This window comes from Aeromonas caviae (assembly GCF_000819785.1).
Classification (GTDB): domain Bacteria; phylum Pseudomonadota; class Gammaproteobacteria; order Enterobacterales; family Aeromonadaceae; genus Aeromonas; species Aeromonas caviae.
In genome coordinates this window covers 45400-72092 of sequence record NZ_CDBK01000100.1, presented here as the reverse complement: position 1 = coordinate 72092, position 26693 = coordinate 45400, and the positions used below count along the sequence as shown (strand labels likewise).

The following is a 26693-nucleotide window of genomic DNA, read 5'->3' as shown; positions in this document are numbered from 1 at the left end:
AACGGGTGAGCCGTTTACTCTTTTTTCTTTTTCTTCTCGGGCAGGGGCTTGCCGTCTCTGGCAATCACCTTGCCCGCCTCGAAACCGATCTGCGCCGCCAGCTCTTCCAGATCCGGCGCCTTGGCTTCGTTGCCGATGGCGTACTGGTAGTTGGCGATGGAGATCTTCTCCGCCACCGGTGTGCCCGGGACGATGGGTTCGCGCCAGCCCTGACCGATGTGGGCCACCAGTGTGCCGTTCATGATGAGCTCGCCGACGATCTCCTGGGTGGGGATGCCCTTGCCATAGGTGAGGCCCTGCGGGTGCTTCTTGCCGACCAGAGGCTCTTGGCTTGCGGGCATCAGCTTGGTGCGGATCAGCCACTTGGGCGATTTGGTCTTGCCCACCGCCTTGCCGGTCTGGTACTCGTTGATCTTGATGGTCTTGATCATCTGGGCCGTGAACTCCTTGGTCAGGGCCTTCTGGGCTTCGCTGGTCTCGTCGATGACGATGGGGGCCACATACCAGGTCTGGGGAGCCTGCGCCTTGGGGGTCGCCGGGGCGGTTTGCGCCATGGCGAGCGGGCTGAGCAGGATGGCCGTCAACAAGAGTCCGATTTTCTTCATGGTGATTCCGCTTATGTTTCGACAAGAATTTTGTTTTGCCAGCGACGACTGCGCCAGCGCCAGAACATGGCCAGACCGCGCACCCACTCGTCGCAGGCGAGGGCCAGCCAGATGCCTACCAGGCCATAGCCCTGCATGATACCAAGGAAATAGGCCAGGGGAACGGCAATGCCCCACATGGAGACGAGCGCCATGTAGAGCGGGAAACGGGCATCCCCGGTGGCGCGCAGGGCGTTGATCACCACCAGATTGAAGGTGCGACCGGGTTCGAGGATGAGGCTGATGAGGAAGAGCTGCGCCACCTGGGTGATGATGTCGGCGTCGTCGGTGAACAGGCTGATGATGGCGCGGCCGTTCAGGGCGGCGGCGATGGCGATGGCGGCGGTGACGATGAGGCCGAGTTTCAGGCTCTTCATCAGTTGGCGATAGGCCTGATCGAAGCGTCGGGCCCCCGCCAGGTGGCCGATGATGATCTCGTTGCCAAGGCCGATGGAGAGGCCGAACAGCAGGATGAACAGGCAGATCTGGAAGAAGTAGGACTGGGTCGCCAGCGCCTTGTCGCCGAGCAGGCCGACGAAGGCGGTCACCACCATGAACTGCAGCATCCAGGAGAGGTTCTCCCCCGCCGCCGGCAGCCCGATGTGCAGCACCTTGTCCAGCATGGCGCGGCTTGGGCGGACGATCTCGGGCAGACGCAGCCGGATGCCGGTCTTGCGCGCCACCAGCCATACCAGCAGCACCACCCCGACGATGCGCCCCGCCACCGTGCTGATGGCGACCCCGGCGACCCCGAGCTGGGGCAGGCCGAACCAGCCATAGAGCAGCAGCAGGTTGCCGACGAAGGTGATGAGGTTGACGATGAGGGTCACGTACATGGCCTGGCGGGTGTGGCCGTGGGCACGCAGGGTGGCGGCCAGACAGAGGGCCGCCGCCTCCGGCAGCAGGCAAAGCCCGATGATCTGCAGGTAGAGGCTGCCGTCGCTCATCAGGTGGGCAGGCAGGTTCATCAGCGCCAGCATGGTGCCGGCCCCCGCCATGACGCCGACCGCGGCCACCAGTCCCACCAGCAGGTTGAAACCGATGGCGGTGTGGATGACGACGCGGGCTTTTTCCTTGTCTCCCGCCCCCAAATACTGGGTGATCACCACGCTGGTGCCGATGCTGACGAAGCTGAACAGGGTGATGGCGAGATCGAAGACCTGGTTGCCCACCGCGAGGGCCGCCACCCCCTGATAGGAGACGTGGCCCACCATGAAGGTGTTGAGGGCCCCGGTCAGAAAGTGAAGGGCCAGATCGATGAACAGTGGCCAGGTCAGGGCGAAGAGGGAGCCCGGGCCCGCGTGGGATTGAGTCTGCATGGGATATCCAGGTGCTGGCGATGGCCCTCGTCAGGGCCAACTGGAGGGGCATTTAACACCAAGCGGGGGCGGGGTGCAATCCTGGCCGCAGGAGGAGGGGACCTGCGACCAGGGGATGTGTCTCAGACCGGCGTGGCGCCGGCCTCCTGCTCGCTGGGGCGGGTGAGGCGCGCCGAGTCGGGCAGGTCGTCATCGTGCGGCCAGCGGGTGAGCAGGGCATCCGTGGTGCTCTCCACCCCCTCGTCGTCCCGGAACACCGGTTCCCGGTAGCAGCGGGTCATGCGCAGGGCCTGGTACATGTCGGGGCAGAGGATGATGCCATCCTCGCCGATCCGGATCCCCGCCTGTTTGAACCACTGGCTCATCTGGCCGTGCCGACCGGCCATCACCATGTGGATGCCGCGCCGCTTGAGCTCCTTGTGCAGCTCTCCCACCATGCTCATGACGCTGATGTCCTGATGGGTGAAGCAGGCCACCGCATCCACCACCAGGCACCTGGGATTGTGGGGATCCTGCACCAGCAGTGCCAGCACCCGCCGCTTGAAGTAGGGGGCGTTGAAGTAGGTGAGCGGGGAGTTGAAGCGGTAGACCAGGATGCCGGGAATCGCCTTGGCCTGCTCGTTGTCCCCCAGGGTGCGCACCACGCCCTCGTCGTCCATGCCGAGCAGCTGGTCGGTGGGGCGCATCACGTTGCGCAGGAACTGGAACAGCCCCAGCAGCACCGCGAGGGTGATGCCCGGAATGACCCCCATGGTGAGCACGCTGACAAAGGTCACCAGGGCGAGCCAGAAGGCGGCGCGGTCCGATTCGCGCAGGGCCCAGAGGCCGCGAAAATCCGTGAGCGACAGGGAGGCCATCACCAGCACCACCCCGAGGGCGGCGGTGGGAATGTATTGCAGCGGCGCCGTCAGGTAGAAGGTGACCAGGGCGATGACGGCGGCGGCGATGATGGAGACCAGCTGGCTCTTGCCGCCGTTGGCGTCGTTGACCGCGGTGCGCGAATCCGCCCCGCTGATGGCAAACCCCTGGGAGGCGGCGGCGGCCAGGTTCGCCATGCCCAGCGCCCTAAACTCCTTGTCCGCATCAATCTCGTAGCCATTCTTGGCGGCGAAGCTGCGGGCGGTGAGCATCATGGAGACGAAGCTCACCATGGCGAGGTTGAGGGCGGGCAGCACCAGCTCACGGATAAGCCCGGGGGGAAAGTCCGGCATCTGGAAGGCGGGCAGCCCCGAGCCGATGGTCCCCAGGGTGGCGATGTCGACGCGGCCGAGATTGAACAGCCACACCAGGGCCGCCGTCACCACCATGGCCACCATGGAGGAGGGCCAGGCTGGTCTGTAGCGCTTGGCCAGCAGCAGGGTGAGCAGGGCCGTCAGGCTCATGGCCAGGGTGGGCAGATGGGTCTGGGTAATGTAGCTGGTGCCGTTCAGGATCCGCTCGATGAGATAGCGCTCGCTGAAGGTGAAGCCGAAGATCTTGGAGAGTTGGCCCACCATGATGGTGATGGCCACCCCGTTGAGCAGCCCCATCAGGATGGGGCGGGAGAGAAAGTCTGCCAGCACCCCCAGCTTGAAGCGGCTGGCGATGAGGCACCAGAAGCCGGTCATGGCGGTCATGGTCATCACCAGTTGCCAGTGACGGGTGGGATCCCCGGCGGCGAGCGGCGTTACCACGGCGGCGATCACCGCGCAGGTGGCGGCATCCGGACCGACGATGAGCTGACGGGAGGTGCCAAAGAGGGCATACACCACCATGGGCAGGATGCAGGAGTAGAGGCCGACGATGGCGCCCACCCCGGCGAGCTCCGAATAGGCGATGGCCACGGGCAGGGCCACGGCCGCGACCGAGAGGCCAGCGCGAAGATCCGGCATCAGCCAGGCCCGCTGGTATTGCAGCAAGGCGGCGAGCCCCGGCAGCCAGCGCTCGAGAGAGAAGAAGTCGCGCATTATTTAACCCATTGAGTTACAAACATCTTTTTCTTAGTGTGCCCAAGGTTGTCGATCCTTTGCAATCCGCTCATGGCCAGTTCACCACAAGGTCAGGCCAGATGCGTTGCCACTCCTTGGCCCTGACCCGTTCGCTAAAGATACGGCTCTCCTGGCGACAGCGCGGATTGGGGCTCACCACCAGGGACCAGTTGGGGGCAAAGCCGTAGGGGGCCAGCCACTCGAACGCATCATCTGCCAGCAGGCGGACCCCGATGCAGGTGGGTATCTCCACCCAGTGGCTGAGGGCCGACAGCGAGCTGGCAAAAGGAGGCACCTGCTGGCGCAGATGCATGCGGGCCTGGTTGCGCACCTCCCACTGCTGGCCCGGCATCTTGGCGGCGAGCCAGGCTTCGTGATCGGCCTCCTTCAATCCAGTCGGATCAGCGCTGTCCAGATAGATAAGATCGATGTCGTTGAGCGGGGTGGGCTCGGCCTTGTGATGGAGGTGATCCCAGATGAGGTTGCGCACAAACCCCGCCCCCAGGGCCCAGTCGGGCAGAGCCAGCTCCCGCGCAGCCCGGAGGCAATCCATGCGCGGGTGATCAGCTCGCAGCAGGGCCTCGGTGCAGGCCCGCAGGTGCGCCTCCCGCAGCGGCCCGGCTTCAACCGGCATTGCGGCGCAACCAGACGTCGATGTAGCTGCAGCTCGGCACTATGGTGAGCCCCTCAGAGAGGGTCCAGTCGTAGAAGCGGCGGGCCAGCTTGTCGGCGATCCCCTGTCCGCGCAGCTCGGGGGGAACCTGGGTGCTGTAGGCGTCCACCGTGGTGGCGTCCAGCCGGCGATAGGCAAGGCGGGAGAGCTTGCCGTCCACGGTGCAGACAAACTGCTGCTGATCGGCCTGGTGAAGGATGTCGCTCATCGGGAGTCCTCTCTGGGTGAATGGGAAGATCAGAACATGGCGGACAGGGTTTGCCAACGCCATTCTTTGCGCCCATGGCGGGCTCGCTTACACTGGCCGGCCTGTGAATGGTCGCAAGGCAAGGTATAGAACATTGAGAGAGGATGGATCCGTCATGGCCTTCGCCACCCTGGACGATCTGATAGGCAACACCCCGTTGCTGGCGCTGCGCCGCATCAATCCGCACCCCGGCGTCACCCTGCTGGTGAAGCTGGAGGGCAACAACCCCGCTGGCTCCGTCAAGGACAGGGCGGCGCTGAACCTCATCAGGCAGGCAGAGGCGAGTGGTCACTTAGCGCCAGGGGCCCGGCTCATCGAGGCCACCTCCGGCAATACCGGCATCGCGCTGGCCATGGTGGCGGCGTCCCGGGGTTACCGGATGCGGCTCATCATGCCGAGCAACATGAGCCAGGAGCGGCGCGACGCCATGCAGGCCTACGGCGCCGAGCTAGTGCTGGTGGAAGAGGGCATGGAAGCGGCGCGAGACCTCGCCCTGGCCATGCAGGCACGGGGGGAGGGGCTGGTGCTCGATCAGTTCAACAACCCCGCCAACCCGGATGCCCACTACCGCTCCACCGGCCCCGAGATCTGGCGCCAGAGCGGCGGGGCGGTCACTCACTTCGTCTCGGCCATGGGCACAACGGGCACCATCATGGGGGTCTCCCGCTACCTCAAGGAGCAGAACCCGGCGGTGGCGGTGATCGGCCTGCAACCGGCCGAGGGGAGCCAGATCCCCGGCATTCGCCGCTGGCCCGAGGCCTACCGGCCCGCCATCTTCGAGCCTGCGCGGGTCGATGGGGTGCTGGATGTGACGCTCGACGAGTCCCTCGTCATGATGCGCCGCCTGGCGCGGGAGGAGGGGATCTGCTGCGGTGTCAGCTCGGGTGGCGCCGTGGCCGGGGCCTTGCGGGTGGCGGCAGAGATCGGGCAGGGGGTGGTGGTGGCGATCATCTGCGATCGGGGGGATCGCTACCTCTCCACCGGGGTCTTCACCCCCGATGCCTGACGGGCAAGGGGCCCGCTACTCCCAGGCCCGCTCCAGCAGGACCAGCAGCTGGTCCCTGTCTGCATCCTTGCGGTTGTAGAGCAGGGCGCCATCGTTGATGGCGAGATCCCGGATCCCGGGCAGCAGCGCCTTGTCGGTGAGGCCCGCCTCCCGCAGGGTACGGGGCAGCTTGACCGTCTGCCACAGAGTATCGCGCAGTGCCTGCAACGCCTCGATGGTGGCCTGGGGTCTCCCCTCGGCCGGGGTCGCGGCAAAGCGCTCCGGCCCCACCAGGGGTAGCAGCAGGCGGGCCAGCTCGGGGTCGATGCCGGGCCGGTTGTAGTCGAGCACGGTGGGCAGGAAGAGGTTCATACAGAGGCCATGGGGCAGGTGGCAGCGCGCCCCCAGACTGTGGCCAAGGGCGTGTACCAGCCCCACCATGGAGTTGGAAAACGCCATGCCCGCCAGGGTGGAGCCCTCCGCCAGTTGCAGCCGCAGGCCCTTGTCCGTCGGGTGGGCCAGCACCCTGGGCAGGGCGGTGGCAATCTTCTCCACCGCCATCAGGGCCAGGGCGTCACTGACCGGGTTCTTGCCGTTGCCGATGAAGGCCTCGATGGCGTGGGTCATGGCATCCATGGCGGTGGCGGCGGTGATGGGCAGCGGCAGCCCCAGGGTGAAGCGGGGATCCAGCACCGCCAGCCGGGGCAGCAGGAAGGGGGAGGTGAAGGGCACCTTGCGCCCGCTCCCTTCATCCTTGATCACCGCCACCAGGGTCACTTCGGAGCCGGTCCCCGCCGTGGTGGGGACCACCGCCAGGGGGTTGAGGGGATGGGTCAGGCAATCCGCACCGGCATAGTCGAGCAGCCGCTCGCCCCCCAGGGTCGCCAGTATGTTCACCGCCTTGGCGGTGTCGATGACGGAGCCGCCGCCAAGGGCCAGCAGGCTGTCACAGCCCAGCTCCCGGTAGTGGCGGGCGATCCGCTCCACCACGGCGGTGGAGGAGTCTGCCGGGATCTCGTCCCAGATGGCGGCGACCGGCAAGGCCCCTTCGGCCATCACATCGGCCAGCAGGGTGGCGAGCCCGCTGCCGCTGACCCCCTTGTCGGTGAGCAGCAGCGGGCGGCCAGCCCCCAATCCCCTCAAGGCATCCGGCAACTGTTCCAGTGCCTGCTCCCCCGCCATCAGCTTGACCGGGCAGAAAAAATCGTAATAACGGCTCATCCCGTTCTCCTCATGTTCAACCGGTCAGAAGACCCAGATAGATGTGGCAGGCCCGCGCGAGCTTGCGATGCGGGTCCGGGTAGTGGCGAAGCAGGGGCCGCGCGATGAAGGCGGGCAGGATGAGGCTCTGCAACTGCTCAAGCGCTCGCACCAGGTGCATGGCCGCGTCGAGATCCCCCTCCACCAGCAGCCGGTTTTCGCAAAAGGCCTGGTTGATGCCGAGGCGAAAACTGAGGGCGCGAAAGGCGACGGCGGGGTGCTTGAAGCGCACCCGCAGGGGGTGGGGGCCGTCATGGGCACAGGTCGAGTGCGCCCTGCCAGCCTCCTCACCGCAGTGCCAGCGCCCCGCGAACTTGTAGAGACTCAGCCCCCGGGTCATGCCGTTTACCTCCAGCCTGATGGTGAGGCCGTCCGGCAGGGGGGCAAGCTCGCGGCGCACCGCCTCGTCGACCCGGGCGGCGCGGCACAGGGTGCGGCCGATGATCCAGAGCAGGCTGCCAATCCAGAGGCGTCTGCCGGTGGCAAGCAGGGCGTCAGGGCGCATGGGAACCTCCGCTGATGGCGGACCAGAAGAGGGTGAAGGCGCTCTCCTGCCAGTGGGGGTCTTCTCCCAGTTCAGGCTGATCGACAAAGAGGGAGGCGCAGGCCAGAAACTGGCCCTGGCACACCTCCAGCATCAGGGCCGGCGGGGCCGACATCAGCTCGCCGCTGGCCTGGCCCCGGGCGAGCAGGCTCGGCAGAAAATGCAGGGTCTCCGCCAGGATCTGGCTGCGCAGGGGGCGGGCCAGCAGGGGGGAGTGGAAAAAGCCCAGCACGAACCTGAGCTCACGGGGGTGGGCCTGCATCCAGCCCATGGCCTGGTGCCAGTAGTGGCGGGCCTGCTCCTGGAGCGGCAGGGCGGCATCGGCCTCGGTGATGGCGGCGCCAAGGCGCAGTTTGATGTCCTGGTAGAGGCTCTGGATCAGCACCTCCTTGCTGGGAAAGTGATGAAACAGGGTGCCATTGGCCACCCCGGCCGCCTTGGCGATGCGGGCGGTGGCGGCGCCCTGCAGGCCATCCTCGGCGCACAGGGCCAGGGCGGCATCCAGGATCTGGCGGCGTTTGTCGGTCATGGTTTCTCGCATCTCGCCTCCTAGCGCAGGAACAGGGCCATCATCAGCCGCTGGTACCAGCGCCGATAGGGGGGGTGAATGAGGGAGCCTGTGCTGAAGCGCCCGCGGCGCAGCACGGTTTTCGCTTTGGAGAAGGTGAGAAACCCCTCGCGGCCGTGATAGTGGCCCATGCCGGAGGGACCGATGCCGCCGAAGGGGGCATCGTCCGCCGCCACCTGGAACAGACTCTCGTTGATGGCCATGCCCCCGGCGTGGGTCTCCCGGATGAGGCGGCGCTGCAGCGTCTCGTCCAGGCTCATGAGATAGAGCGCCAGGGGGCGGGGCCGGGCCGCCACATAGGCCAGGGCTTCCTCGATGTCGTCATAGGGCACCAGGGGCAGCAGGGGGCCGAAGATCTCCTGCTGCATCACCTGGCAGTGGCCGGGTACCTCGGTCAGCAGGTGGGGCACCAGTTTGCGGGTGGCGTCATCCCGGGCGGGCGTGACGCAGGGGTGGATCTGGGCTCCGGCCTGCCTCGCCTCCTCCAGCCAGGCGGTGAGCCGCTCGTACTGGGGAGCGTTGATGATGGCGCCATAATCCGGGCTCTCGAGCCCTTTGGGGTAGAGGCGGCGAAAATGGGCCTGATAGGCCTCGATGAAGGCCTGCTCCTGCCCCCTCGGCAGCAGTACGTAGTCGGGGGCCACGCAGATCTGGCCGGCGTTGAGGCTCTTGCCGAAGATCATCCGCTCCACCGCCAGTGCCAGGGGCATGTCGGGGGCGATGAGACAGGGGCTCTTGCCGCCGAGCTCCAGGGTGAGGGGGGTGAGCTGGGGGGCGGCCGCGGCCATCACCAGCCGACCCACCGCCGTGGAGCCGGTGAAGATGAGATGGTCGAAGGGGAGGGCGCTGAAGGCGGCCGCGATCCCCGCATCCCCCTCGATGACCACCACCTCGTCACCGCCGAGGGCCTCATCGAGCAGGGTGCGCAGCACGGCGTTGGTGTGAGGGGTGAACTCGGAAAGCTTGATCATGGCGCGGTTGCCGGCGGCGAGGGCGCCGATGAGGGGCCCGAGGCTCAGCATCACCGGGAAATTCCAGGGCACCATGATGCCGACCACGCCGAGGGGCTGATAGTGCACCTCGACCCTGGCGGGGGCCAGCAGCAGGCCGGAATGACGGCGCTCCGGTTTCATCCACCCCTTGAGCCGTTTCTGGGTGTAGTTGATCTGCATGACGCAGGGGAGCACATCGGCGATCAGGCTGTCGTAGTCGCTGCGCTGGCCGTAGTCCCGGGCCAGGGCCTGACACAGTGCCTGCTTGTGGCGCAGCAGCCCCTGCTTGAGGGCATCAAGTCTGGCACGGCGGGACGCCAGATCCGGCATGGGGGTGGCTTGGCTGGCCTGCCTGAGCCGATGCAGTTGCTCGGGGAGGGAGAACTTGTCCGGTGAGGCGGGGGTGACGGTGGTGTCCATGGCATGCTCCGCACGAAAAATGACCGACTGATTAGTCGGTCTAAATCTAGCGATTCGTTGCCGACTTGTAAACCGGGCGAGGGCAGAGGGTGGCTACCAGTGGGGAGCGTTGTCCGGAACTGTGTCCGGGCTCCCATTTTTGAGGCATTCGGATTGGCCTTCTATCCAATAAGGGGTAATTGTGAGTCACCAACTCGGAGGGAGAACCGCACATGACCAGGGAATTGCATAGCCTGCTGGCCCGGCTGGATGACGTGATCGCGCGCATGCCGGACAGTTTCAATACCTATGAGTTTGCCCAGAAGCTGGCGCTGCAACATCAGCAGGAGTATTTCGCCGCGGGCCACTCCCTGGCGGGCCAGGAGAAGAACCTGCTGCGCCTGCTCCACGAGAAGATTGCCCTGGCGCTGGCGAGCCATGAGGGCGTCATCGAGGGGGCCCTGCTGCCCTGCATGACCCCCTGGGGGGAGCGCGCCACCTCGCCCCGCTGGCACCGCAAGCACTGACCCGACAACAACATGAAAAGGCCCCTCGGGGCCTTTTCATGTTTGGGGTCGCACCTACTGGACCAGCCTGCGGGCCTGCCAGTAGCGGCTGTTCCAGTAGACGTTGTCGAGGCGCGAGCGGATCACGCCCTTGCTGGTGGAGGCGTGAATGAACTCACCTGCCCCGGTGTAGACCCCGACGTGGTACTGCTGCCAGCCGGTCTTGAAGAAGACCAGGTCCCCGTGCTGGAGACGGTATCTGTCCACCGGGCGGCCGAGGCTCGCCTGGGATTCCGTAGTGCGGGGCAGGGTGAAGCCCAGCACCTGGCTGTAGGCGAGCTGGGTGAAGGCGGAGCAGTCGAGACCGGCGCGGCTGGTACCGCCCATGCGATAGGGCACGCCGCGCCACTGCTGATAGAAGTTGTCGAAGGCGCCGCTCTGGCGCACGGGAGGGGGAGGCTCCGGCGTACTGGAGCAGGCGGCGAGAAGCAGGGCCAGCAAGGGCAGCAGCAAGGTGCGAAACATCTCAACTCCTTGATAGGGCACGGGGTTCATCATAGACGATGATCCTGCCTGGAACCTGAATGACAACGGCATTGAGGAGTGGCCGCCTGTGGGGGCAGCCACTGGATCACCCCGCCGGTTTGGGGGTAATGAGCGGCGTCAGCAGCTCGGCAATCTTGTAGAAGGTCTGTACTCGGGTGGTGCTGGGGCGCCACACCAGGCCTATCTCCCGATAGGGTTTCTCCCCGGGCAGGGGGATGGCCACCAGGTCCGTGTTGTCGAGGATGCCCGCATCTATGGCCATCTGGGGCAGGAAGGTGGTGCCAAGACCGGCCCCCACCATCTGCACCAGGGTGTGCAGGCTGGTGGCGGCGAACGGGTTGATCTTGCTCTTGTCCCGCAGCCGACAGGCGCTCACCGCGTGCTCCGTCAGGCAGTGCTCCCGCTCCAGCAGGAAGATGCTCTGGTTGGGCAGCTCCTTGTAGTCGAACGGCATGTGCAGGCCCGCAGCCATGTGGGAGGGCATCACCATGTGGAAGGGATCCTGGCCGACGGTCTTGCTGTGGAAGCCGCCGATCTCCACCGGCAGCGCCAGGATCAGCAGATCGAGCTGCCCCTGCTCCAGCTGCTTGAGCAGATTGGTGGTGGTGTCTTCCCGCAGCAGCAGCTCCAGATCCGGATAGGCCTTGCCGCACACCTGCAGCAGCTTGCTCAGCAGGAAGGGGGCGATGGTGGGGATGCAACCCAGGCGCACCGTGCCGTGCATGACGCCCCCCTGCTGCTGTCCCAGCTCCATCAGGTCCCGGGCGTCGGAGAGCAGGTTGCGCGCCCGCGCCACGATTTCCATGCCGACCGGCGTCATGATGAAGCTCTTGTGATCCCGCTCCACGAGTTGCAGGTTCATCATGTCCTCCAGGGTCTGGATCCCGGTACTCAGGGTCGACTGGCTGACATGGCAGGCCTTGGCGGCGCGGTTGAAATTCTTGTGCTCGTCCAGAGCGACCAGATACTGGAGCTGCTTCAGGCTGGGCCAACGTTGCATAGGAGAAACCCGATCGATGCTATCTATTTGATTTGATTAATCTACCATCGAGAAGCCCCGTTGTCGTCGACAAATCGGTGCCCCCTGGCAGGCGCACTGCCTCACGCACATGGGGTGGCCTGCGCCGATGAGCTGGTCACCCCTCATTGGTCAGGAGCTTATCCCCTTGTGCCGCGCCATTGAAGGGGCGCCGCCATGGGATGTGACGGGGATCGGCCTTCGGGCGGGGCGCCCTGCGCGCAGGAGCGGCCATAAAAAAACGCGCCGGTGGGCGCGTTTTTGCAGAAGGGGGGGCGGACTATTCGTCGAAGATACCGAAGTGATCCTTGGCGAAGTTGACCCGCTGCTCCACGTTCATCTTGACCTGACCCAGCTTCTCGATGGTCTTGAGGTTGGGCACCAGGCCGCGACCGTTGGCGATCTGGATGGCAAGGCCCGGACGGGCGTTGAGCTCCAGCAGCATGGGGCCGCGGAACTTGTCCAGCACCATGTCGGTCCCGATGTAGCCAAGACCGGACATCTCGTAGCAGGAGGCCGCCAGGTTGAGCAGGGTGTCCCAGTGGGGCACCTTCAGATCATAGAGATCCAGGCCGGTGTCCGGGTGGTGGCGCAGCGGGTTGCCAAACTGCACCGCCCGCAGGGCGCGGCCGGTGCGCAGGCACAGGCCCACCCCCACGGCGCCCTGGTGCAGGTTCGCCTTGCCATCGGAAGCCGAGGTCGAGAGGCGCATCATGGCCATCACCGGGAACCCCTTGAAGATGATCACCCGGGCATCGGGGACCCCTTCGAAGGAGTAGCCGTCGAACACGTCGTCGAAGTTGATGAGCCCTTCCACCAGCGCCACGTCGGGCTTGCCGCCGAGGGAATAGAGCCCCGCCAGGATGTTGGAGACATGGCGCTCCAGATCCTGGCCGTTGGCGGCGCTGCCGTTGGGCTTGTAGAAGAGGCCATCCTCCTGGCGCAGGATCACCAGGATCCCCTTGCCGCCGGAGCCGCGGGCCGGCTTGATGCAGAAGCCCGGCCAGTCCTTCACCAGCTCGGTGATGCGAGTCACGTCGTGCTGCTCGCGGATGGTGCCGATGAGTTCAGGCACCGTCACCCCCGCATCCAGCGCGATGCGCTTGGTCTTGAGCTTGTCATCCACCAGCGGATAGAGGCGGCGCGGGTTGTAGCGGCTGATGTAGGAGTGGTTGCGCTTGTTCATGCCGAGGATGCCTGCCTGGGACAGGCTCCACGGACTGGTGTATTTCTGCCAGAACCACATCTGTTACTTGTCCTTACCCGGGGTGGCACCAGACTTCATCTCGTCCACCAGCGGCTTGAAGCGCTTGAGCTCGCTCAGCTTGTAGCCGGTGTAGTTACCCATCAACAGCACGGTCGCCATCAGCACCAGCTGCAGGCCGAGGAAGTTGAAGGTGAGGTGACGAATGAGCTCGTTGTCCATGGCCAGGTAGGCGATGACCGCCACCAGCAGGGAACCGCCGCCCTGGCGGAACACCTCTTTGGGACCCTCTTCTTCCCACAGGATGGACATGCGTTCGATGGTCCAGGAGAGGATGATCATCGGGAAGAAGGTGATCTTCATGCCGTCGGTCAGCCCCAGCTTGAAGGCGAACGCCGAGAAGATGCCGATCATCGAGATCACCATGATGATGATCGCCGATATTCGGGCGACCAGCAGCAGGTTCAGCCTCGAGAGGTAGGAGCGGATCACCAGGCCGGTGCCGACGATCAGCAGGAAGCCGATGAGGCCGGTGACCAGCGAGGTCTGGATGAAGGCGACCGCGATCAGCACCGGCATGAAGGTGCCGGAGGTCTTGATCCCCACTATGACCCGCAGGAACACCACCATCAGCACGCCGATGGGGATGAGCAGCAGACCCTTGAACAGGGCTTGCTCTTCCAGGGGCAGGCTGTGGATGGAGAAGTTCATCATCTCGGATTTTTCGAACTTCTGGGCCAGGGCCACGTTGACCGGTTGCTCCTGCTCGATCATCGAGAAGGTGACGCGGGAGTTGTGACCGCCGGTGACGTCCAGGAGGGCGCCGGAGTTGTACTCCCACAGCAGCAGGTTGGCCGGTTGACCCTGTTCACCGCTTTGCGGGTTGAACAGCTTGTAGTCGGTCGGGCTGTTGAAGACCTGCAGGTAATCCACCAGCTCCTGACGGCGACGGCCGTCTTCCAGGCTGAGGGCGTGAACCACCCGGGCCGGGACGTCCGCGTTGTTGAGCAGCTCGGCAATCAGATTGGCGCGGCTCTTGTGGGACTTGAGCAGCTCGGCGTTCTGTTCCTGCTTCTCGATCTCCTTGATGATCTCGCGGGTCAGGGTGTAGCCGTCGGCGGAGCGCTCCTGGGCGCGCTCCAGGATCTGCTTCATGGCCGTGGCGTAGGGCTCGCTCTCGATCTGCTTCTCGATGGCGGGCGGCTGCGGGTTGGCGGCGGGCTTGGCATGGGCATCGGCCATCATGTCGACCCGGTAGTAAAGCTCCTGACGGCCGGAGGCGGTGCGGATGGACCACTCGGCGCGGGCATCCCCGTCTTTTTCCACGAACGACAGGCCATAGCCCGGGCTCGCGGCGTTCTCGTTCATCAGGGTGAAGCCGGGCTGGGTGCCCGGAATGGCCAGGGAGGCGATCACCGGCTCGCCGGTGGCCTCGAACTCGAGCTTGGCTTCGATGGACCAGATCTGGCGCTTTTCACCCGGTGTGAGCGGGACGTCCAGCGCGATGTGATGATAGAAGGTCATCCCCAGGCCGACGATGTAGAGCAGGGCGACCAGCAGATAGAACGGCTTACGGGAAACCATGGATTATTTCACATCCTTGAGCTTGGGTTTGGGTTGGATATATTCGCGGGCCACGTCGACCACGGCGATGTCTTTGAGGAATTCACGGCCCAGCAGCACGGGGAAGGTCATGTCGCTGCGGTCCTTCAGGGTAAATTCGGCCTTCTCGGTCATGTCGCCGATGCGCACGGCGAGGCGGACCACGGGGCGACGGTCGAGATCGTCGGCGGAAGCCTGACGGACCCGCACGTGACGCACCAGGGGCGCTTCAATCTGGATCTTGTCGTCCATCTCCTGGTGGCTCAGGAAGAAGCGCACCCAGTTCTTGCCGTTGCGCTCGAAGATGGTGATCTCCTGAGCGCTGATGGAGGAGGTGGTGGCGCCGGTGTCGACCCGGGCCTGGAAGGCGTCGTTGGCGGCGTCAACCCAGATCCACTCCGCTTCACCCACCAGCAGCTTGCCATCGACGGTGTGGCCCTGGCTCGGCGCCGGGCACTTCTCGGTGGGAATGGGCATGGCCTTGGGCGGCTCGGGAGGCAGGGTAGCCAGCTTGCTGTCGACTTTCTTCACGGACTCTTTCATGTTGGTGACATCGGTGTTGAGCTGAACCAGCAGGTGCTGTTGCTGCACATACTGCTTCTGTTGCTGTTCCATGGATGTTTGCAGACGTTGCTCGCTCAACGAGATCTCGTTGCGCAGCTCGGCCAGCGTCAGGGTCGGGGCCGGGGGGGCTTTTTCCATACTGACACACCCGCCGAGACTGAGCAGGGAGAGCAGGGTCATTCCTTTTAATTTGCTTTTCATGTCATTCATTTAACTGTGCTTCCTGGAATTGGGTCAGTGTAACTTCCACAGCCGCCATCGGCTAGTCTTTGGCCTTTCTGGCGATCAGTACGGCACGTTTGGGTGCCGGGTATCCTTCGACCGTGAGTGCAGGATTGTGTGGGTCCAGATAGTCACTCAGGGACTCGTTAATCATCCAGTCGGTACGACGCTGTTCGTCGGTGCTGGTCATATTCTCGTCGACGATGCGCACATCGGTGAACCCGCAGCGCTCGACCCAGCGTGTGAGGGCCGCGCTCGAGGGGAGGAACCAGACGTTGCGCATCTTGCCGTAGCGATCGGAGGGCATCAGCACCTGGTTTTCGTCGCCGTCCACCACCAGGGTCTCGAGCACCAGCTCCCCATCGTCTTTGAGCTGGTTGCGCAACTGCTCGATGTGCTCGATGGGGGACTTGCGATGATAGAGCACCCCCATGGAGAAGACGGTGTCAAAGGCGCGCAGCGCCGGCAGCTCCTGGATACCGAGCGGCAGCAGGTGGGCGCGCTGGTCGTTGTCCATGAAGTGGCGAATGGCTTCGAACTGACAGAGGAACAGCGGGCTCGGGTCAATGCCGACCGCCAGTTTCGCCCCTTCCCCCACCATGCGCCAGAGGTGGTAGCCGCTGCCGCAGCCCACGTCCAGCACGTAGCGGCCCTGGAGCGGGCTGATGTGGGGCAGCACCCGATCCCACTTCCAGTCGGAGCGCCACTCGGTGTCGATGTGGATGCCGTGCACATGGAAGGGGCCCTTGCGCCAGGGCATGAGCTGGCGCAACAGGCTCTCGGTCTTCTTGCGCTCACCCTCTCCCAGGCTATCGGAGCCGCCGATGGCGACCCGCTCTTTGAGCTCGATCCGGCCGGGGGCCACGACGGGCAGCTTGGCGAGGGCGCGGTTCCAGCGCGGCAGATCCCCGTGCAGGTTGTCGTGCTGCCAGGCGTGCAGCTGGGCGGGCAGGGTGTGCAGCCAGTGGCTCAACCTGTTCTTGGCGATCAGTTGATAAAAATGGGCGAAATCGATCATGGCTTAGTTGGTGTCGCTGGCTTTGATGGCAATCATGGAGCCGAAGTTGAAGCACTGGAACCAGAGGTCCAGGTGGGTGAAGCCGGCGTCCCGCAGGCGCGCCTGATGGACCGCAAGGGTGTCGGTGCGCATCACGTTCTCAAGGGCGGTGCGCTTCTGGCTGATTTCCAGTTCGCTGTAGCCGTTGGCCCGTTTGAAGTCGAGGTGCAAGTCGATGAGCAGCTCGTTGACCTGCTCGTCATCGAAGCGGAACTTCTCGCTCAGGATGAGGATGCCGCCGGGGCGCAGGCCGTCAAAGATGCGCGCGATGAGGGCGGCTCGCTTCTCGGGGGCGACGAACTGCAGGGTGAAGTTGAGCACCACCACGGAGGCGTTCTCGATGGGGATGTCGCAGATGTCCGCCTCGATGAGTTCCACCGGCACCTCGGACTTGAAGCCCGAGAGGTGAGCGCGGGCCCGCTCGATCATGGGGTGGGAGAGATCCACCGCCGTGATCTGGCAGCCGGGCTGGGTGACGTGGCGGCGCATGGCCTGGGTCGCGGCGCCGAGGGAGCAGCCGAGATCGTAGAGGCGGCTCTGGGGCTGGGCGTAGCGGGCGGCCATCATGCCGATGGCGGAGATGATGTTGCTGTAACCGGGCACCGAGCGCTGGATCATGTCGGGGAAGACGTCGACGACCTGCTCGTCAAAGCAGAAGTCTCCCAGACGGGCGATGGGGGCGGCAAAAATCTGATCGTGCATGCTGACGCAACCTGACAGCCGGTGTGGTAGGCGGCTGTTTTATTCAATTGAATCTTGGGTGGACGGGCATCGAAATGGCGTCGTCACCGGTTGACGAACGGGGTGGCTTGCTCCGGGATCCTTCGGGCTGCCCCTGTTCGCAACGGGCCATGGTCCGGGCCCTCAGGGTGCCGGGCTGGGGTGGGCAACGCATTGCCATGCACCCAGGCCCGGGACCTTACTTGGGGCGCTAGTGTAGAGGAAAGGCGGGCGTTTGTCTTGACGCCAACCCCGGTGGGACCACAAAAAAAGCGGCTTTTTTTGGGGACGGAGAAGGGGCGGGGAGGGGGCCGCTCAAAAGGGCAGCACCCCCTGGCGGGCGCGATCGTTTTCTCCCGGCCAGGGGGCCATCTCCTGGCCGAGCAGGCGGCTGATCTGCCGTGCGAGTTCGGGGGCCCGGGCATTGTCGGCGGTGTGGACAAAGAGGTAGAGATCCTTGCCCTCCTGAAGCCATTGTTTCCAATGTGGCAACCATGGTGGCAAAAATGGGTGATTGTCCTCGATTTGAGGCAAACCAATCAGGCGCACCACCGGGGCACCCCCCGTGGCCAGCAGATGGACCGGCAACCTGGGTTTCTTGCCCTGGGCATCGATCATGGCGGCCGTGGTGGCGGGCACCGAGAAGAGCGGGCGGCTGTCGAGCATGATGCGATTGATGCCCCGCGCCATCAGCATCCGGTTGAGGGCCCGTTCCGCCTCCCCCTTGGCGAAGAAATCGGGGTGGCGCACCTCGAGGGCATAGGTGAAATCCTGGGGCAGCCGCGCGAAGAAGGCATCCAGACGGGCCAGCCCCTCTGGCCCGAAGCGGGCGGGCAGTTGCAGCTTGAGCAGCCCCAGCTTGCCATGCAGGGGGGCCAGCAGGCGGATGAAGGCCGTCACCTGTTTGTCCACGCTCACCAGATCGCTCTGGTGGCTGATCTCCTTGGGAAACTTGAAGCTGAAGCGAAAGTGGTCGGGGACCGCATCGGCCCAGCGCTGCACCGTCTCCGGGGTCGGCGAGGCGTAGAAGGTGGTGTTGCCCTCCACGGAGTTGAACACCCTGGCATAGTCGGCGAGGTGCTCGGCGGGCCTGGCATTCATCCCCAGCAACTGGCCGGGCCAGGCCGGGTGTGACCACTGGGGCAGGCCCAAATAGAGGCTCATGATGGTTCCTGTCGGCAGGTTGGCGGACTTTTGCCCTCCTTTTTGCGCCAGAACAACAAAAAACAGGGTAAAGGGGGCTGCGGGCCATTTTACCCAAATGGAGGTTTTCCTCTATAATGCCAACCCTTTTGTTTGCCACATTGTCGTAATGCGCGCGACCGAGCCCCCGGGTGACGATGATCGCGGCCCGGCAGTGGCCAGACAACGACGCCAGCCGATACCCCGGCGCCACTCGTCATCCCGGTCGGGAGCGGGGGCCTGCCTGGGGCGGCGGCAAGAATCCGGCTCGGGGAGCCGGATGACCCGAGACAGATTTCAAACCGGGCAAGAAGCAGGATCTGGCCAGCTGTGAGACAGACGGTGCTTGCCAGTCGTGCCCGGCGACCCAGGATGAACCGTCTCTCTACCATTTCGAAGGAAGAAGTCCATGCGCTCTATCTATTGCGGACAGGTCAATGAGGCCCATGCCGGGCAGACCATTACATTGTGCGGTTGGGTCCATCGTCGTCGTGATCTCGGCGGCCTCATCTTTATCGACATGCGCGACCGCGAGGGCATCGTGCAGGTGTTCTTCGATCCGGACAAGCCGGACGCCTTTGCCCTGGCCTCCGAGCTGCGCGGCGAGTTCTGCATCCAGGTGACCGGCGTGGTGCGTACCCGCCCCGACTCCCAGCGCAACAGCGACATGGCCACCGGTGCCATCGAGGTGTTCGCCCACGAGCTCACCATCATCAACCGTGCCGAGCCGCTGCCCCTTGACTTCAACCAGGTCAACAGCGAAGAGGTGAGCCTCAAGTACCGCTACCTGGATCTGCGTCGCCCCGAGATGGCCAAGTACCTGAAGACCCGTGCCAAGGCCAGTGCCTTCGTGCGCCGCTTCATGGACGAGCACGGCTTCCTCGACATCGAGACCCCGATGCTGACCAAGGCGACCCCGGAAGGGGCCCGTGACTACCTGGTGCCGAGCCGCGTACACAAGGGCAAGTTCTACGCCCTGCCGCAGTCCCCCCAGCTGTTCAAGCAGTTGCTGATGATGTCCGGCTTCGACCGCTACTACCAGATCGTCAAGTGCTTCCGCGACGAAGACCTGCGTGCCGACCGCCAGCCGGAATTCACCCAGATCGACGTGGAGACCTCCTTCATGACCGCGCCCCAGGTGCGTGAAATCATGGAAGAGATGATCCGCAAGCTCTGGCTGCACATCCTGAACGTGGACCTGGGTGACTTCCCCATCATGACCTTCGACGAAGCCATGCGCCGCTTCGGCTCCGACAAGCCGGACCTGCGCCTGCCCATGGAGCTGGTCGATTTGGCAGATCTCTTGACCGAGGTGGAGTTCGCCGTGTTCGCCGGCCCCGCCAAGGATCCGAAAGGCCGTGTGGCGGCCCTGAAGGTACCGGGCGGCGCGGAGCTGTCTCGCAAGCAGATCGACGAGTACACCAAGTTCGTCGGCATCTACGGTGCCAAGGGCCTGGCCTGGATGAAGGTCAACGACGCCGGGAGCGGCATCGAAGGGGTGCAGTCCCCGGTGGCCAAGTTCCTCTCTGACGCCATCGTGCGCGAGATCCTGGCCCGCACCGGTGCGATGGATGGCGACATCATCTTCTTCGGCGCCGACTCCAAGAAGGTGGTGTGCGATGCCATGGGCGCCCTGCGCTTGAAGGTGGGCCGCGATCTGGGCCTGGTGGAGAACGTCTGGAAGCCGCTCTGGGTCATCGACTTCCCCATGTTCGAAGAAGATGGCGAAGGCGGCCTGGCGGCCATGCACCACCCCTTCACCGCCCCGAGCAACCTGGGCCCGGCCGAGCTGAAAGCGAATCCGGTGGGCGCTTACGCGAACGCCTACGACATGGTGATCAACGGCTACGAAGTGGGTGGCGGCTCTGTGCGTATCCACAACAGCGAGATGCAGTCCACCGTGTTCGACATCCTGGGGATCACCCCGGACGAGCAGCGTCTGAAGTTCGGCTTCCTGCTGGATGCCCTGAAATACGGCACCCCGCCCCACGCCGGCCTGGCCTTCGGTCTGGACCGCCTCAGCATGCTGCTGACTGGCACCGACAACATCCGGGATGTCATCGCCTTCCCGAAAACCACGGCGGCCGCCTGTCTGATGACAGACGCCCCGAGCTTTGCCAACCCGGCCCAACTGGGCGAGCTGGCGATTGCGACCACCGTCAAGGGTGACGAATAAGCCGTTATCGGCAACAAAGGCCGCAGCGATGCGGCCTTTCCCGTTTCCCCCTGGTCGATACCAGTGTTACTGAAATTTCCAACTATAACGGAGAGTCCCTATGGCAGGTCACAGTAAATGGGCCAACATCAAACACCGCAAGGCGGCGCAAGACGCCAAGCGCGGCAAGATCTTCACCAAGCTGATCCGCGAAATCACCACCTCCGCGCGTCTGGGTGATGCCGATCCTGCCAACAACCCCCGCCTGCGTGCGGCGGTGGCGGCAGCCCTGACCAGCAACATGACCCGCGACACCATCAACCGCGCCATCGCCCGTGGGGCCGGCGGCGGTGACGGCGAGCAGCTCGAGACCATCGTGTACGAAGGGTACGGCCCGGCCGGTTCCGCCGTCATGGTGGAGTGCCTGACCGACAACCGCAACCGTACCGTGGCCGAAGTGCGTCACGCCTTCAGCAAGTGCGGCGGCAACCTGGGGACCGACGGCTCCGTGGCCTATCTGTTCACCAAGAAGGGGGTGCTGACCTTCGTGGGCGCCGATGAAGACGCCCTGATGGACGCCGCGCTGGAAGCCGGTGCCGACGACGTAGTGACCGAAGAAGATGGCACCATCGAGGTCTACACCACTCCGAACGACTTCGGCACCGTGCTGGACGGTCTGGAAGCCGCCGGCTTCAAGCCCGAGAGCGCCGAAGTGACCATGATCCCCTCCACCGAGGCGGAACTGGATGCCGAGACCGCGCCCAAGCTGATGCGCCTCATCGACATGCTGGAAGATCTGGACGACGTGCAGGAGGTGTACCACAACGGCTCCATCTCCGACGAGATCGCCGCGACCCTGTGATCCCCCAGAGCAAAGGGGAGGGCGACCACAACGGTCCTCTTCCCCGGCTCCGACGAGATTGCCGCGACCCTGTGATTGCCTCTCGGGAGCGCTGTGATCCCCCAGGGCAAGGGGAGGGCGACCACAACGGCCCTCTTCCCCGGCTCCGGCGAGATCGCCGGCCGCTCGCGACCCTGTTCAGGTTCGCGAACACACAGGTGCAACACCTTGTTCACCTTCGCAAAACGGCAGCCCGGGCTGCCGTTTTTTTATGTGCCAGACCGCGCACCTCCCCTTGTGGTTCGATTTCCTCTCTTAATGTTCGCTTAAGTTTGCCGTCCTAGGATGACCCCGTATCTGGACCTCCCTGGCTCTTTTCCTGTTTTTCAGGGCCGAGTGTCGGGATGGTCACCACGAAGCCTGCTGGCAGGTTGTTAGTTCCACTGGTTTGTCGGAGTCTCTCTATGCGTCTCACTCTGGGAGTGATGAAGGTCAATCTGTTGCTGGTGCTGCTGTTTGCACTGGTCTTCAACTGGCCCATTTTCCTGCACTTTTATCGCATTCTCAGCGCCCTTGAACACGTCAAGGCGGGGTTTGTCCTTTCCATTCCCCTGGTACTGGTGGCGGCCCTCAACGCGGTGTTCCTGCCCTTTACCTTCCGTTATCTGCTCAAGCCCTTCTTCGCCTTGCTCATCATGACCGGCTCCCTCGTCAGCTACGCCATGCTCAAGTACGGGGTGATCTTCGACATGGGCATGATGCAGAACATCATCGAGACCAACAGCGGGGAGGCGGGCTCCTACCTCAACGGCTCCGTGGTGCTCTGGTTCCTGCTGACCGGCCTGCTGCCGGTACTGGTCCTGCTGTGGGTGAAGATTGAGTATCCCCGTCCCTGGTACAAGGGGCTGGGTCTGCGCCTCGGCTCCATCGCCCTCTCCTTGCTGTTTCTGATGGGGGCTGCCGCCCTCTATTACCAGGATTACGCCTCGGTCGGGCGCAACAACAAGTCCCTCGGCAAGGAGATAGTGCCCGCCAACTATGTGCACGGGCTCTACAAGTACGCCCGGGATGTGGTCTTCGCCACTCCCATTCCCTACCAGCAGATCGGCACCGATGCCAGGGTGATCGGCCAGCACGAGAAGCCGACCCTGATGTTCCTGGTGGTGGGGGAGACGGCCCGCAGCCAGAACTACTCCCTCAACGGCTACACGAAGGAGACCAACGGCTTCACCGAGAAGGAGGCCAATGTGGTCTCGTTCAGGAACGTGCGATCCTGCGGCACCGCCACGGCGCTCTCCGTACCCTGCATGTTCTCGAACATGACCCGGCGCGGCTATGACGAGGCCAGGGCCCAGTCCCAGGATGGCTTGCTGGACGTGCTGCAACATGCCGGGATCTCGGTGCTCTGGAAGGAGAACGACGGCGGCTGCAAGGGGGTGTGCAAAAACGTCCCCACCATCGAGATTGAGCCCAAGGCATTCCCCGCATACTGCTCCGGCAATGCCTGTCATGACGAGGTGCTGTTGCAGGGGCTGGATCAGCAGATCGCCGACATGCAGGGCAAGCAGGGCAGCAAGCTGGTGGCCTTCCACCTGATGGGCAGCCACGGTCCGACCTATTATCGCCGCTACCCGGCAGCCGATCGCGTCTTCCTGCCGGACTGCCCGCGCAGCGACATCGAGAACTGCAGTAACGAAGAGCTGGTGAACACCTATGACAACACCATCCGCTACACCGACAAGGTGCTGGCCCAGCTCATCGACAAGCTCAAGAGCCTGGAGAGCCAGTACAACGTGGGGCTGGTCTATCTGTCGGATCACGGTGAATCCCTCGGCGCCATGGGGCTCTATCTGCACGGCACCCCCTACAAGTTCGCACCGGACGATCAGACCCGGGTGCCGCTCCTGACCTGGTTTTCTCCCCAGTTGCAGGCGGACCGTCAGCTCAATCTGGATTGCCTGCAACAGGAGGCAGCCAGCAAGCGCTTCTCCCACGACAACCTGTTCCACTCCATGCTCGGTATCATGGACGTGCAGACCCAGGTCTATGACGGCAAGCTGGATCTGTTCAAACCGTGCCGGGCGGGGTGAACTACGGCGTCCGATTACGCCGCTACGGGGCTCATCGAACCTACGCTCTGTTCAAACCTTGTAGAGCGAGGTAAACCTGCGAAAACAGACCATAAAAAAACGGCAGCCACTGGCTGCCGTTTTCGTGTCCGAAGGGGTGGGCCTTACTTTTGCTCCATGATGATCTGCAGCAGATCCCCTTCCAGCAGGGAGCGCTTGACCAGGGCGAAGCCGCCGATGGTGGGCTGGTTCTGGAAGCGCGCCTTCACGATGGGCAGGCCGCGATGGAAACTTGGCAGAGACTGGTGCTCGACACAGCGGCGGATGGCCGGGATCAGGATCTCTTCGGCGGCGGTGATTTCACCGGCGATGAGCACCTTCTGGGGGTTGAACAGGTTGACCGTGATGGCGATGGCGCGCCCCAGGTGCTCCCCCACGTTCTCGATCACGCTGCGGGCCAGCTCGTCACCGGCCACCGCCGCCTTGCACACCTCCTGAATGGTGATGTGCTTCTCTTGCAGCGAACTCAGGTGACCGCGGCTGATGAGCTCCTTCACCTTGTCGACGATGGCCTCGTTGGAGGCGATGGTCTCGAGGCAGCCGAAGTTGCCGCAGTGGCAGCGCTTGCCAAGGGGTTCGACCTGGATGTGGCCTATTTCGCCGACGTTGCGGTTCTGGCCAAGAAACACCTTGCCCTTGGTGATGATGCCCGAGCCCGTCCCCTGGTGGACACTCACCAGGATGGAGTCCATGCAGTCGCGGGACTCGCCGAAGAAGTGCTCGGCCAGCGCCAGTGAACGGGTGTCGTTGCCCACGTAGCAGGGGAGGTTGAAGTGGTGCTCCAGGAGCTTGGCGAGCCCCAGGTTGCGGATCTGGTAGGTGGGGGTGTAGATGACCATGCCGGATTCCGGGTTGACCAGACCCGGCATGGTCAGCGCGATGCTGATGAGGTTGCGGCTGCGATCCTGATTGGCGTCGATGAAGGCGCCAATCTCCCGCAGCAGCATGTCCACCACGGGTTGCTGCTCGATCTCGGTCACCTGGGTGATGTGCTGATCGAGCTCCTTGCCGTCGAGGTCATACAGGGAGAGCTGCAGGTAGCCGCGACCCAGCTTGGCGGACACAAACTGGAAGCGATGCTTGATGGTGGTCAGGGAGATGGCGCGGCGCCCGCCGGTGGAGGCCTGCGGCGAGGTTTCCCTGATGAGGCCGTGCTCGATCAGTTGCCGGGTTATCTTGGTCACGCTGGCCGGGGCCAGCTGACTCAACTCGGCAATTTTGACCCGCGAGATGGGCCCCTGCAGGTCAATGAGGCGATAGACGACCGCACTGTTTACCTGCTTGATAAGATCTACGTTTGCTATTTGTCCGCCAGTCATAGTGTCACTGTGTTGTGTAGTGTCCGTTAACCACGGTCCCGCAGACCGCGAAGGCCTGATCAAAGACGGTGAGGTTGGCAATTTTTCCGACCTGGATACTACCGAGACGCGAGTCCCATCCAATGGCGCGAGCGGGGTAAAGGGTGGCCATTCTCAGTGCTTCGTCGAGCGGCAATCCGACCTGTTTGACCAGATTTTCCACCCCTTCGATCATGGTGAGGGCGGAGCCGCCGAGTGTACCATTCTCATCGACGCACTGACCATCGCGGAAATAGACGGTTGCGCCGCAAAAATCAAATTTCTCAAAGCCTTCCGGTGCACCTGCCGCCGCGGTTGCATCGGTGACCAGCACCAGCCGCTCCCCCAGCATCCTGTGTGCCAGGCGCACGTTGGCCCAGTGTACGTGGTGGCCGTCGACGATGATGCCCGCATAGACATCCTTGCGATCGTAGATGGCACCGACCACGCCGGGCTCGCGACCATTCAGGGTCGGGGTCATGGCGTTGTAGAGGTGGGTGGCAAAGCGCATGCCGTTGTCAAAGCCCGCCATGGCCTGATCGTAGTTGGCGGCGGTGTGGCCGGCGGAGACCAGGATGCCGGCCTCCACCAGACGGCGGATGTGCTCGGGCTTGTTGCGCTCTGGCGCCAGGGTGATCTTGGCGATGGCGTCCGCGTTGTCGCAGAAGAAGTCGATCATCTCGTCGGCGGGCTGGCGGATCTGTTCGGCCGGGTGGATCCCCTTGCGCTTGAGGTTGGTGTAGGGCCCTTCCAGATGGACGCCAAGCACCTCGTTGGGGTGGGCGGCCATGTAGTCGCGGGTGACGGCGACGGCCTGCTTCATGTCCGCATCCGGGCTGGTGATCAGGGTCGGCAGGAAGCTGGTGGTCCCGGATTTCAGGTTGGCCGCCTGCATGGTGGCCAGGGTGTCCGTGGTGATGTGACCGTTGAACATGACGCCACCGCAGCCGTTGAGCTGGACGTCGATGAAGCCGGCGCTGAGGTTGGCGCCCTGGAGGTCAATCTGCTCGATGCCGGCGGGCAGTTCTGCCTGGCGGGAGATGGCGACAATCTTGTCGCCATCGATGACCACGCCATAACCGGTCAGCACGCAGCTGCCGGTGTAGAGAGTGCAATTAGTCAGAGCGTACATGGGAGCTCCTCAGAGGTGCTTGATATTGTCGGCTTCCAGTTGCTGGAAGTAGCGCACCGTCTTGACCTTCAACTCCATGGTGGAAGGTTCGTCGCACACCACAATCCCTTTCGGATGCAGTTGCAGGGTGGAGATGGTCCACATGTGGTTGACGCTGCCCTCCACGGTAGCCTGCAGGGCCTGGGCCTTGGCGTGACCGACCACCAGGATCAGGATCTCTTCGGCGTCCATCAGGGTGCCGACACCCACGGTCAGGGCCAGCTTGGGCACCTGCTCCATGTCGCCGCCAAAGAAGCGGGAGTTGGCGATGCGGGTGTCTTCGGTCAGGGTCTTGACCCGGGTACGGGAAGCCAGGGAAGAGGCCGGTTCGTTGAAGGCGATGTGGCCGTCATTGCCGACGCCGCCCATGAACAGGTGGATCTTGCCGTAGGACTTGATCTTGTCTTCGTAACGCTGGCACTCGGCCACCAGATCCTCGGCGTTGCCATTGAGGATGTTGATGTTTTCCGGGCGAATGTCCACGTGATTGAAGAAGTTGTTGTGCATGAAGCTGTGGTAGCTCTCCGGGTGTTCCTTGGGCAGCCCCACGTACTCGTCCATGTTGAAGGTGACCACGTTCTGGAAGCTCACCTCGCCGGCTTTATGCAGCTCAATCAGGCGCTTGTAGGTGTTGAGCGGGGTGCCGCCAGTGGGCAGACCCAGCACGAAGGGGCGCTCGGCAGTGGGTTTGAACGCATTGATGCGGTCAACGATGTAACGGGCAGACCAGAGACCCACCTGGCTGGCAGACTTCAACGGGATCAGGCGCATTCTATATACCTCAGTACGGTTGCCGCACAGGGAGTGACGGCAAGGGACCAGACACGGATTCAAGTTGTTT

25 protein-coding genes are annotated in these 26693 nt (G+C 64.0%); 5 read left to right on the top strand and 20 right to left on the bottom strand.

Translation table 11 applies throughout. The features are described from left to right. Window positions 1-14: 14 nt before the first annotated feature. The 5 genes from BN1120_RS17980 to BN1120_RS17960 form a co-directional block, all read right to left on the bottom strand. Window positions 15-605 carry a hypothetical protein gene (locus BN1120_RS17980; RefSeq protein WP_039039859.1) on the bottom strand — a complete coding sequence of 197 codons (591 nt, stop codon included), beginning with the start codon at window positions 603-605 and terminating at the stop codon, window positions 15-17. A gap of 11 nt (window positions 606-616) precedes the next feature. Next, window positions 617-1963, bottom strand: a complete 1347-nt coding sequence (locus BN1120_RS17975; RefSeq protein WP_010674075.1) for an MATE family efflux transporter — start codon at window positions 1961-1963, stop codon at window positions 617-619. A 122-nt stretch (window positions 1964-2085) separates the two neighbouring features. Beyond that, window positions 2086-3909 carry a SulP family inorganic anion transporter gene (locus BN1120_RS17970; RefSeq protein WP_042017363.1) on the bottom strand — a complete coding sequence of 608 codons (1824 nt, stop codon included), beginning with the start codon at window positions 3907-3909 and terminating at the stop codon, window positions 2086-2088. 70 nt (window positions 3910-3979) lie between these two features. Next, window positions 3980-4564, bottom strand: coding sequence for a nucleotidyltransferase family protein (locus tag BN1120_RS17965; RefSeq protein WP_042017362.1), 585 nt, complete (start codon window positions 4562-4564; stop codon window positions 3980-3982). Continuing rightward, the gene (locus BN1120_RS17960) at window positions 4554-4811 is read right to left on the bottom strand and encodes a GNAT family N-acetyltransferase (RefSeq protein WP_041212700.1); all 258 of its coding nucleotides are present in this window, start codon (window positions 4809-4811) and stop codon (window positions 4554-4556) included. Before BN1120_RS17960 ends, BN1120_RS17965 begins: the two co-directional genes overlap by 11 nt. Before the next feature lie 154 nt (window positions 4812-4965). Here BN1120_RS17960 and cysM point away from each other — a divergent pair, with 154 nt between their 5' ends. Then, entirely contained in the window at window positions 4966-5856 is an 891-nt protein-coding gene (gene cysM, locus BN1120_RS17955) for a cysteine synthase CysM (RefSeq protein WP_042017359.1), read from the top strand. 15 nt (window positions 5857-5871) lie between these two features. On the opposite strand, the gene BN1120_RS17950 is transcribed toward cysM, so the two are convergent. The 4 genes from BN1120_RS17950 to BN1120_RS17935 are packed head-to-tail and all read right to left on the bottom strand — an operon-like array spanning window position 5872 to window position 9619. After that, entirely contained in the window at window positions 5872-7056 is a 1185-nt protein-coding gene (locus tag BN1120_RS17950) for an iron-containing alcohol dehydrogenase (RefSeq protein ID WP_042017357.1), read from the bottom strand. A gap of 16 nt (window positions 7057-7072) precedes the next feature. Continuing rightward, a complete protein-coding gene (locus BN1120_RS17945; protein ID WP_041212703.1) occupies window positions 7073-7600 on the bottom strand; it encodes a hypothetical protein in 528 nt (175 codons plus the stop codon). After that, the gene (locus BN1120_RS17940) at window positions 7590-8180 is read right to left on the bottom strand and encodes a TetR/AcrR family transcriptional regulator (RefSeq protein ID WP_010674082.1); all 591 of its coding nucleotides are present in this window, start codon (window positions 8178-8180) and stop codon (window positions 7590-7592) included. Before BN1120_RS17940 ends, BN1120_RS17945 begins: the two co-directional genes overlap by 11 nt. Before the next feature lie 8 nt (window positions 8181-8188). Then, a complete protein-coding gene (locus BN1120_RS17935; RefSeq protein ID WP_042017354.1) occupies window positions 8189-9619 on the bottom strand; it encodes a coniferyl aldehyde dehydrogenase in 1431 nt (476 codons plus the stop codon). 212 nt (window positions 9620-9831) lie between these two features. Between BN1120_RS17935 and BN1120_RS17930 the strand changes: the two genes are divergently transcribed. Continuing rightward, window positions 9832-10125, top strand: coding sequence for a hypothetical protein (locus BN1120_RS17930; RefSeq protein ID WP_010674084.1), 294 nt, complete (start codon window positions 9832-9834; stop codon window positions 10123-10125). A 54-nt stretch (window positions 10126-10179) separates the two neighbouring features. Here the strand turns inward: BN1120_RS17930 and BN1120_RS17925 are convergent, their stop codons facing one another. From BN1120_RS17925 to BN1120_RS17890, 8 genes are all read right to left on the bottom strand, one after another. Beyond that, the gene (locus BN1120_RS17925; RefSeq protein ID WP_029314241.1) at window positions 10180-10629 is read right to left on the bottom strand and encodes a C40 family peptidase; all 450 of its coding nucleotides are present in this window, start codon (window positions 10627-10629) and stop codon (window positions 10180-10182) included. Window positions 10630-10735: 106 nt separating this feature from the next. Then, a complete protein-coding gene (locus BN1120_RS17920; RefSeq protein WP_010674086.1) occupies window positions 10736-11650 on the bottom strand; it encodes a hydrogen peroxide-inducible genes activator in 915 nt (304 codons plus the stop codon). 298 nt (window positions 11651-11948) lie between these two features. Next, complete coding sequence (locus BN1120_RS17915) at window positions 11949-12914, bottom strand: alpha-L-glutamate ligase-like protein (RefSeq protein WP_039039849.1); 966 nt, start codon at window positions 12912-12914, stop codon at window positions 11949-11951. Window positions 12915-12917: 3 nt separating this feature from the next. Then, complete coding sequence (locus tag BN1120_RS17910) at window positions 12918-14456, bottom strand: inactive transglutaminase family protein (protein WP_010674088.1); 1539 nt, start codon at window positions 14454-14456, stop codon at window positions 12918-12920. 3 nt (window positions 14457-14459) lie between these two features. Then, complete coding sequence (locus tag BN1120_RS17905; RefSeq protein WP_039039848.1) at window positions 14460-15248, bottom strand: ATP-dependent zinc protease family protein; 789 nt, start codon at window positions 15246-15248, stop codon at window positions 14460-14462. Window positions 15249-15300: 52 nt separating this feature from the next. Then, on the bottom strand, window positions 15301-16278 hold the full coding sequence (gene cmoB / locus BN1120_RS17900; RefSeq protein ID WP_042017353.1) for a tRNA 5-methoxyuridine(34)/uridine 5-oxyacetic acid(34) synthase CmoB: 978 nt from the start codon (window positions 16276-16278) through the stop codon (window positions 15301-15303). A gap of 3 nt (window positions 16279-16281) precedes the next feature. After that, the gene (cmoA, locus tag BN1120_RS17895; protein ID WP_042017352.1) at window positions 16282-17019 is read right to left on the bottom strand and encodes a carboxy-S-adenosyl-L-methionine synthase CmoA; all 738 of its coding nucleotides are present in this window, start codon (window positions 17017-17019) and stop codon (window positions 16282-16284) included. A 333-nt stretch (window positions 17020-17352) separates the two neighbouring features. After that, window positions 17353-18201: a DUF72 domain-containing protein gene (locus BN1120_RS17890; RefSeq protein WP_042017351.1), complete on the bottom strand. Its 849-nt coding sequence runs from the start codon at window positions 18199-18201 to the stop codon at window positions 17353-17355. A gap of 427 nt (window positions 18202-18628) precedes the next feature. Between BN1120_RS17890 and aspS the strand changes: the two genes are divergently transcribed. The 3 genes from aspS (at window position 18629) to BN1120_RS17875 (ending at window position 23305) form a co-directional block, all read left to right on the top strand. Next, entirely contained in the window at window positions 18629-20395 is a 1767-nt protein-coding gene (aspS, locus tag BN1120_RS17885; protein ID WP_042017350.1) for an aspartate--tRNA ligase, read from the top strand. Between the two features lie 100 nt (window positions 20396-20495). Next, window positions 20496-21236: a YebC/PmpR family DNA-binding transcriptional regulator gene (locus BN1120_RS17880; RefSeq protein WP_010674094.1), complete on the top strand. Its 741-nt coding sequence runs from the start codon at window positions 20496-20498 to the stop codon at window positions 21234-21236. A gap of 443 nt (window positions 21237-21679) precedes the next feature. Beyond that, complete coding sequence (locus BN1120_RS17875; protein ID WP_042017349.1) at window positions 21680-23305, top strand: phosphoethanolamine transferase; 1626 nt, start codon at window positions 21680-21682, stop codon at window positions 23303-23305. Window positions 23306-23448: 143 nt separating this feature from the next. On the opposite strand, the gene nagC is transcribed toward BN1120_RS17875, so the two are convergent. The 3 genes from nagC to nagB are packed head-to-tail and all read right to left on the bottom strand — an operon-like array spanning window position 23449 to window position 26623. Beyond that, window positions 23449-24663, bottom strand: a complete 1215-nt coding sequence (gene nagC, locus BN1120_RS17870; RefSeq protein ID WP_010674096.1) for a DNA-binding transcriptional regulator NagC — start codon at window positions 24661-24663, stop codon at window positions 23449-23451. 4 nt (window positions 24664-24667) lie between these two features. Then, window positions 24668-25813 carry an N-acetylglucosamine-6-phosphate deacetylase gene (gene nagA, locus BN1120_RS17865; RefSeq protein WP_039039842.1) on the bottom strand — a complete coding sequence of 382 codons (1146 nt, stop codon included), beginning with the start codon at window positions 25811-25813 and terminating at the stop codon, window positions 24668-24670. A 9-nt stretch (window positions 25814-25822) separates the two neighbouring features. Beyond that, window positions 25823-26623, bottom strand: a complete 801-nt coding sequence (gene nagB / locus BN1120_RS17860) for a glucosamine-6-phosphate deaminase (RefSeq protein WP_010674098.1) — start codon at window positions 26621-26623, stop codon at window positions 25823-25825. Between the last annotated feature and the right edge of the window lie 70 nt (window positions 26624-26693).

Coding starts and splice junctions, on each gene's coding strand:
- BN1120_RS17980 (WP_039039859.1), bottom strand. CDS start 605: ATGAAGAAAATCGGACTCTTGTTGACGGCCATCCTGCTCAGCCCGCTC.
- BN1120_RS17975 (WP_010674075.1), bottom strand. CDS start 1,963: ATGCAGACTCAATCCCACGCGGGCCCGGGCTCCCTCTTCGCCCTGACC.
- BN1120_RS17970 (WP_042017363.1), bottom strand. CDS start 3,909: ATGCGCGACTTCTTCTCTCTCGAGCGCTGGCTGCCGGGGCTCGCCGCC.
- BN1120_RS17965 (WP_042017362.1), bottom strand. CDS start 4,564: ATGCCGGTTGAAGCCGGGCCGCTGCGGGAGGCGCACCTGCGGGCCTGC.
- BN1120_RS17960 (WP_041212700.1), bottom strand. CDS start 4,811: ATGAGCGACATCCTTCACCAGGCCGATCAGCAGCAGTTTGTCTGCACC.
- cysM (WP_042017359.1), top strand. CDS start 4,966: ATGGCCTTCGCCACCCTGGACGATCTGATAGGCAACACCCCGTTGCTG.
- BN1120_RS17950 (WP_042017357.1), bottom strand. CDS start 7,056: ATGAGCCGTTATTACGATTTTTTCTGCCCGGTCAAGCTGATGGCGGGG.
- BN1120_RS17945 (WP_041212703.1), bottom strand. CDS start 7,600: ATGCGCCCTGACGCCCTGCTTGCCACCGGCAGACGCCTCTGGATTGGC.
- BN1120_RS17940 (WP_010674082.1), bottom strand. CDS start 8,180: ATGCGAGAAACCATGACCGACAAACGCCGCCAGATCCTGGATGCCGCC.
- BN1120_RS17935 (WP_042017354.1), bottom strand. CDS start 9,619: ATGGACACCACCGTCACCCCCGCCTCACCGGACAAGTTCTCCCTCCCC.
- BN1120_RS17930 (WP_010674084.1), top strand. CDS start 9,832: ATGACCAGGGAATTGCATAGCCTGCTGGCCCGGCTGGATGACGTGATC.
- BN1120_RS17925 (WP_029314241.1), bottom strand. CDS start 10,629: ATGTTTCGCACCTTGCTGCTGCCCTTGCTGGCCCTGCTTCTCGCCGCC.
- BN1120_RS17920 (WP_010674086.1), bottom strand. CDS start 11,650: ATGCAACGTTGGCCCAGCCTGAAGCAGCTCCAGTATCTGGTCGCTCTG.
- BN1120_RS17915 (WP_039039849.1), bottom strand. CDS start 12,914: ATGTGGTTCTGGCAGAAATACACCAGTCCGTGGAGCCTGTCCCAGGCA.
- BN1120_RS17910 (WP_010674088.1), bottom strand. CDS start 14,456: ATGGTTTCCCGTAAGCCGTTCTATCTGCTGGTCGCCCTGCTCTACATC.
- BN1120_RS17905 (WP_039039848.1), bottom strand. CDS start 15,248: ATGAATGACATGAAAAGCAAATTAAAAGGAATGACCCTGCTCTCCCTG.
- cmoB (WP_042017353.1), bottom strand. CDS start 16,278: ATGATCGATTTCGCCCATTTTTATCAACTGATCGCCAAGAACAGGTTG.
- cmoA (WP_042017352.1), bottom strand. CDS start 17,019: ATGCACGATCAGATTTTTGCCGCCCCCATCGCCCGTCTGGGAGACTTC.
- BN1120_RS17890 (WP_042017351.1), bottom strand. CDS start 18,201: ATGAGCCTCTATTTGGGCCTGCCCCAGTGGTCACACCCGGCCTGGCCC.
- aspS (WP_042017350.1), top strand. CDS start 18,629: ATGCGCTCTATCTATTGCGGACAGGTCAATGAGGCCCATGCCGGGCAG.
- BN1120_RS17880 (WP_010674094.1), top strand. CDS start 20,496: ATGGCAGGTCACAGTAAATGGGCCAACATCAAACACCGCAAGGCGGCG.
- BN1120_RS17875 (WP_042017349.1), top strand. CDS start 21,680: ATGCGTCTCACTCTGGGAGTGATGAAGGTCAATCTGTTGCTGGTGCTG.
- nagC (WP_010674096.1), bottom strand. CDS start 24,663: ATGACTGGCGGACAAATAGCAAACGTAGATCTTATCAAGCAGGTAAAC.
- nagA (WP_039039842.1), bottom strand. CDS start 25,813: ATGTACGCTCTGACTAATTGCACTCTCTACACCGGCAGCTGCGTGCTG.
- nagB (WP_010674098.1), bottom strand. CDS start 26,623: ATGCGCCTGATCCCGTTGAAGTCTGCCAGCCAGGTGGGTCTCTGGTCT.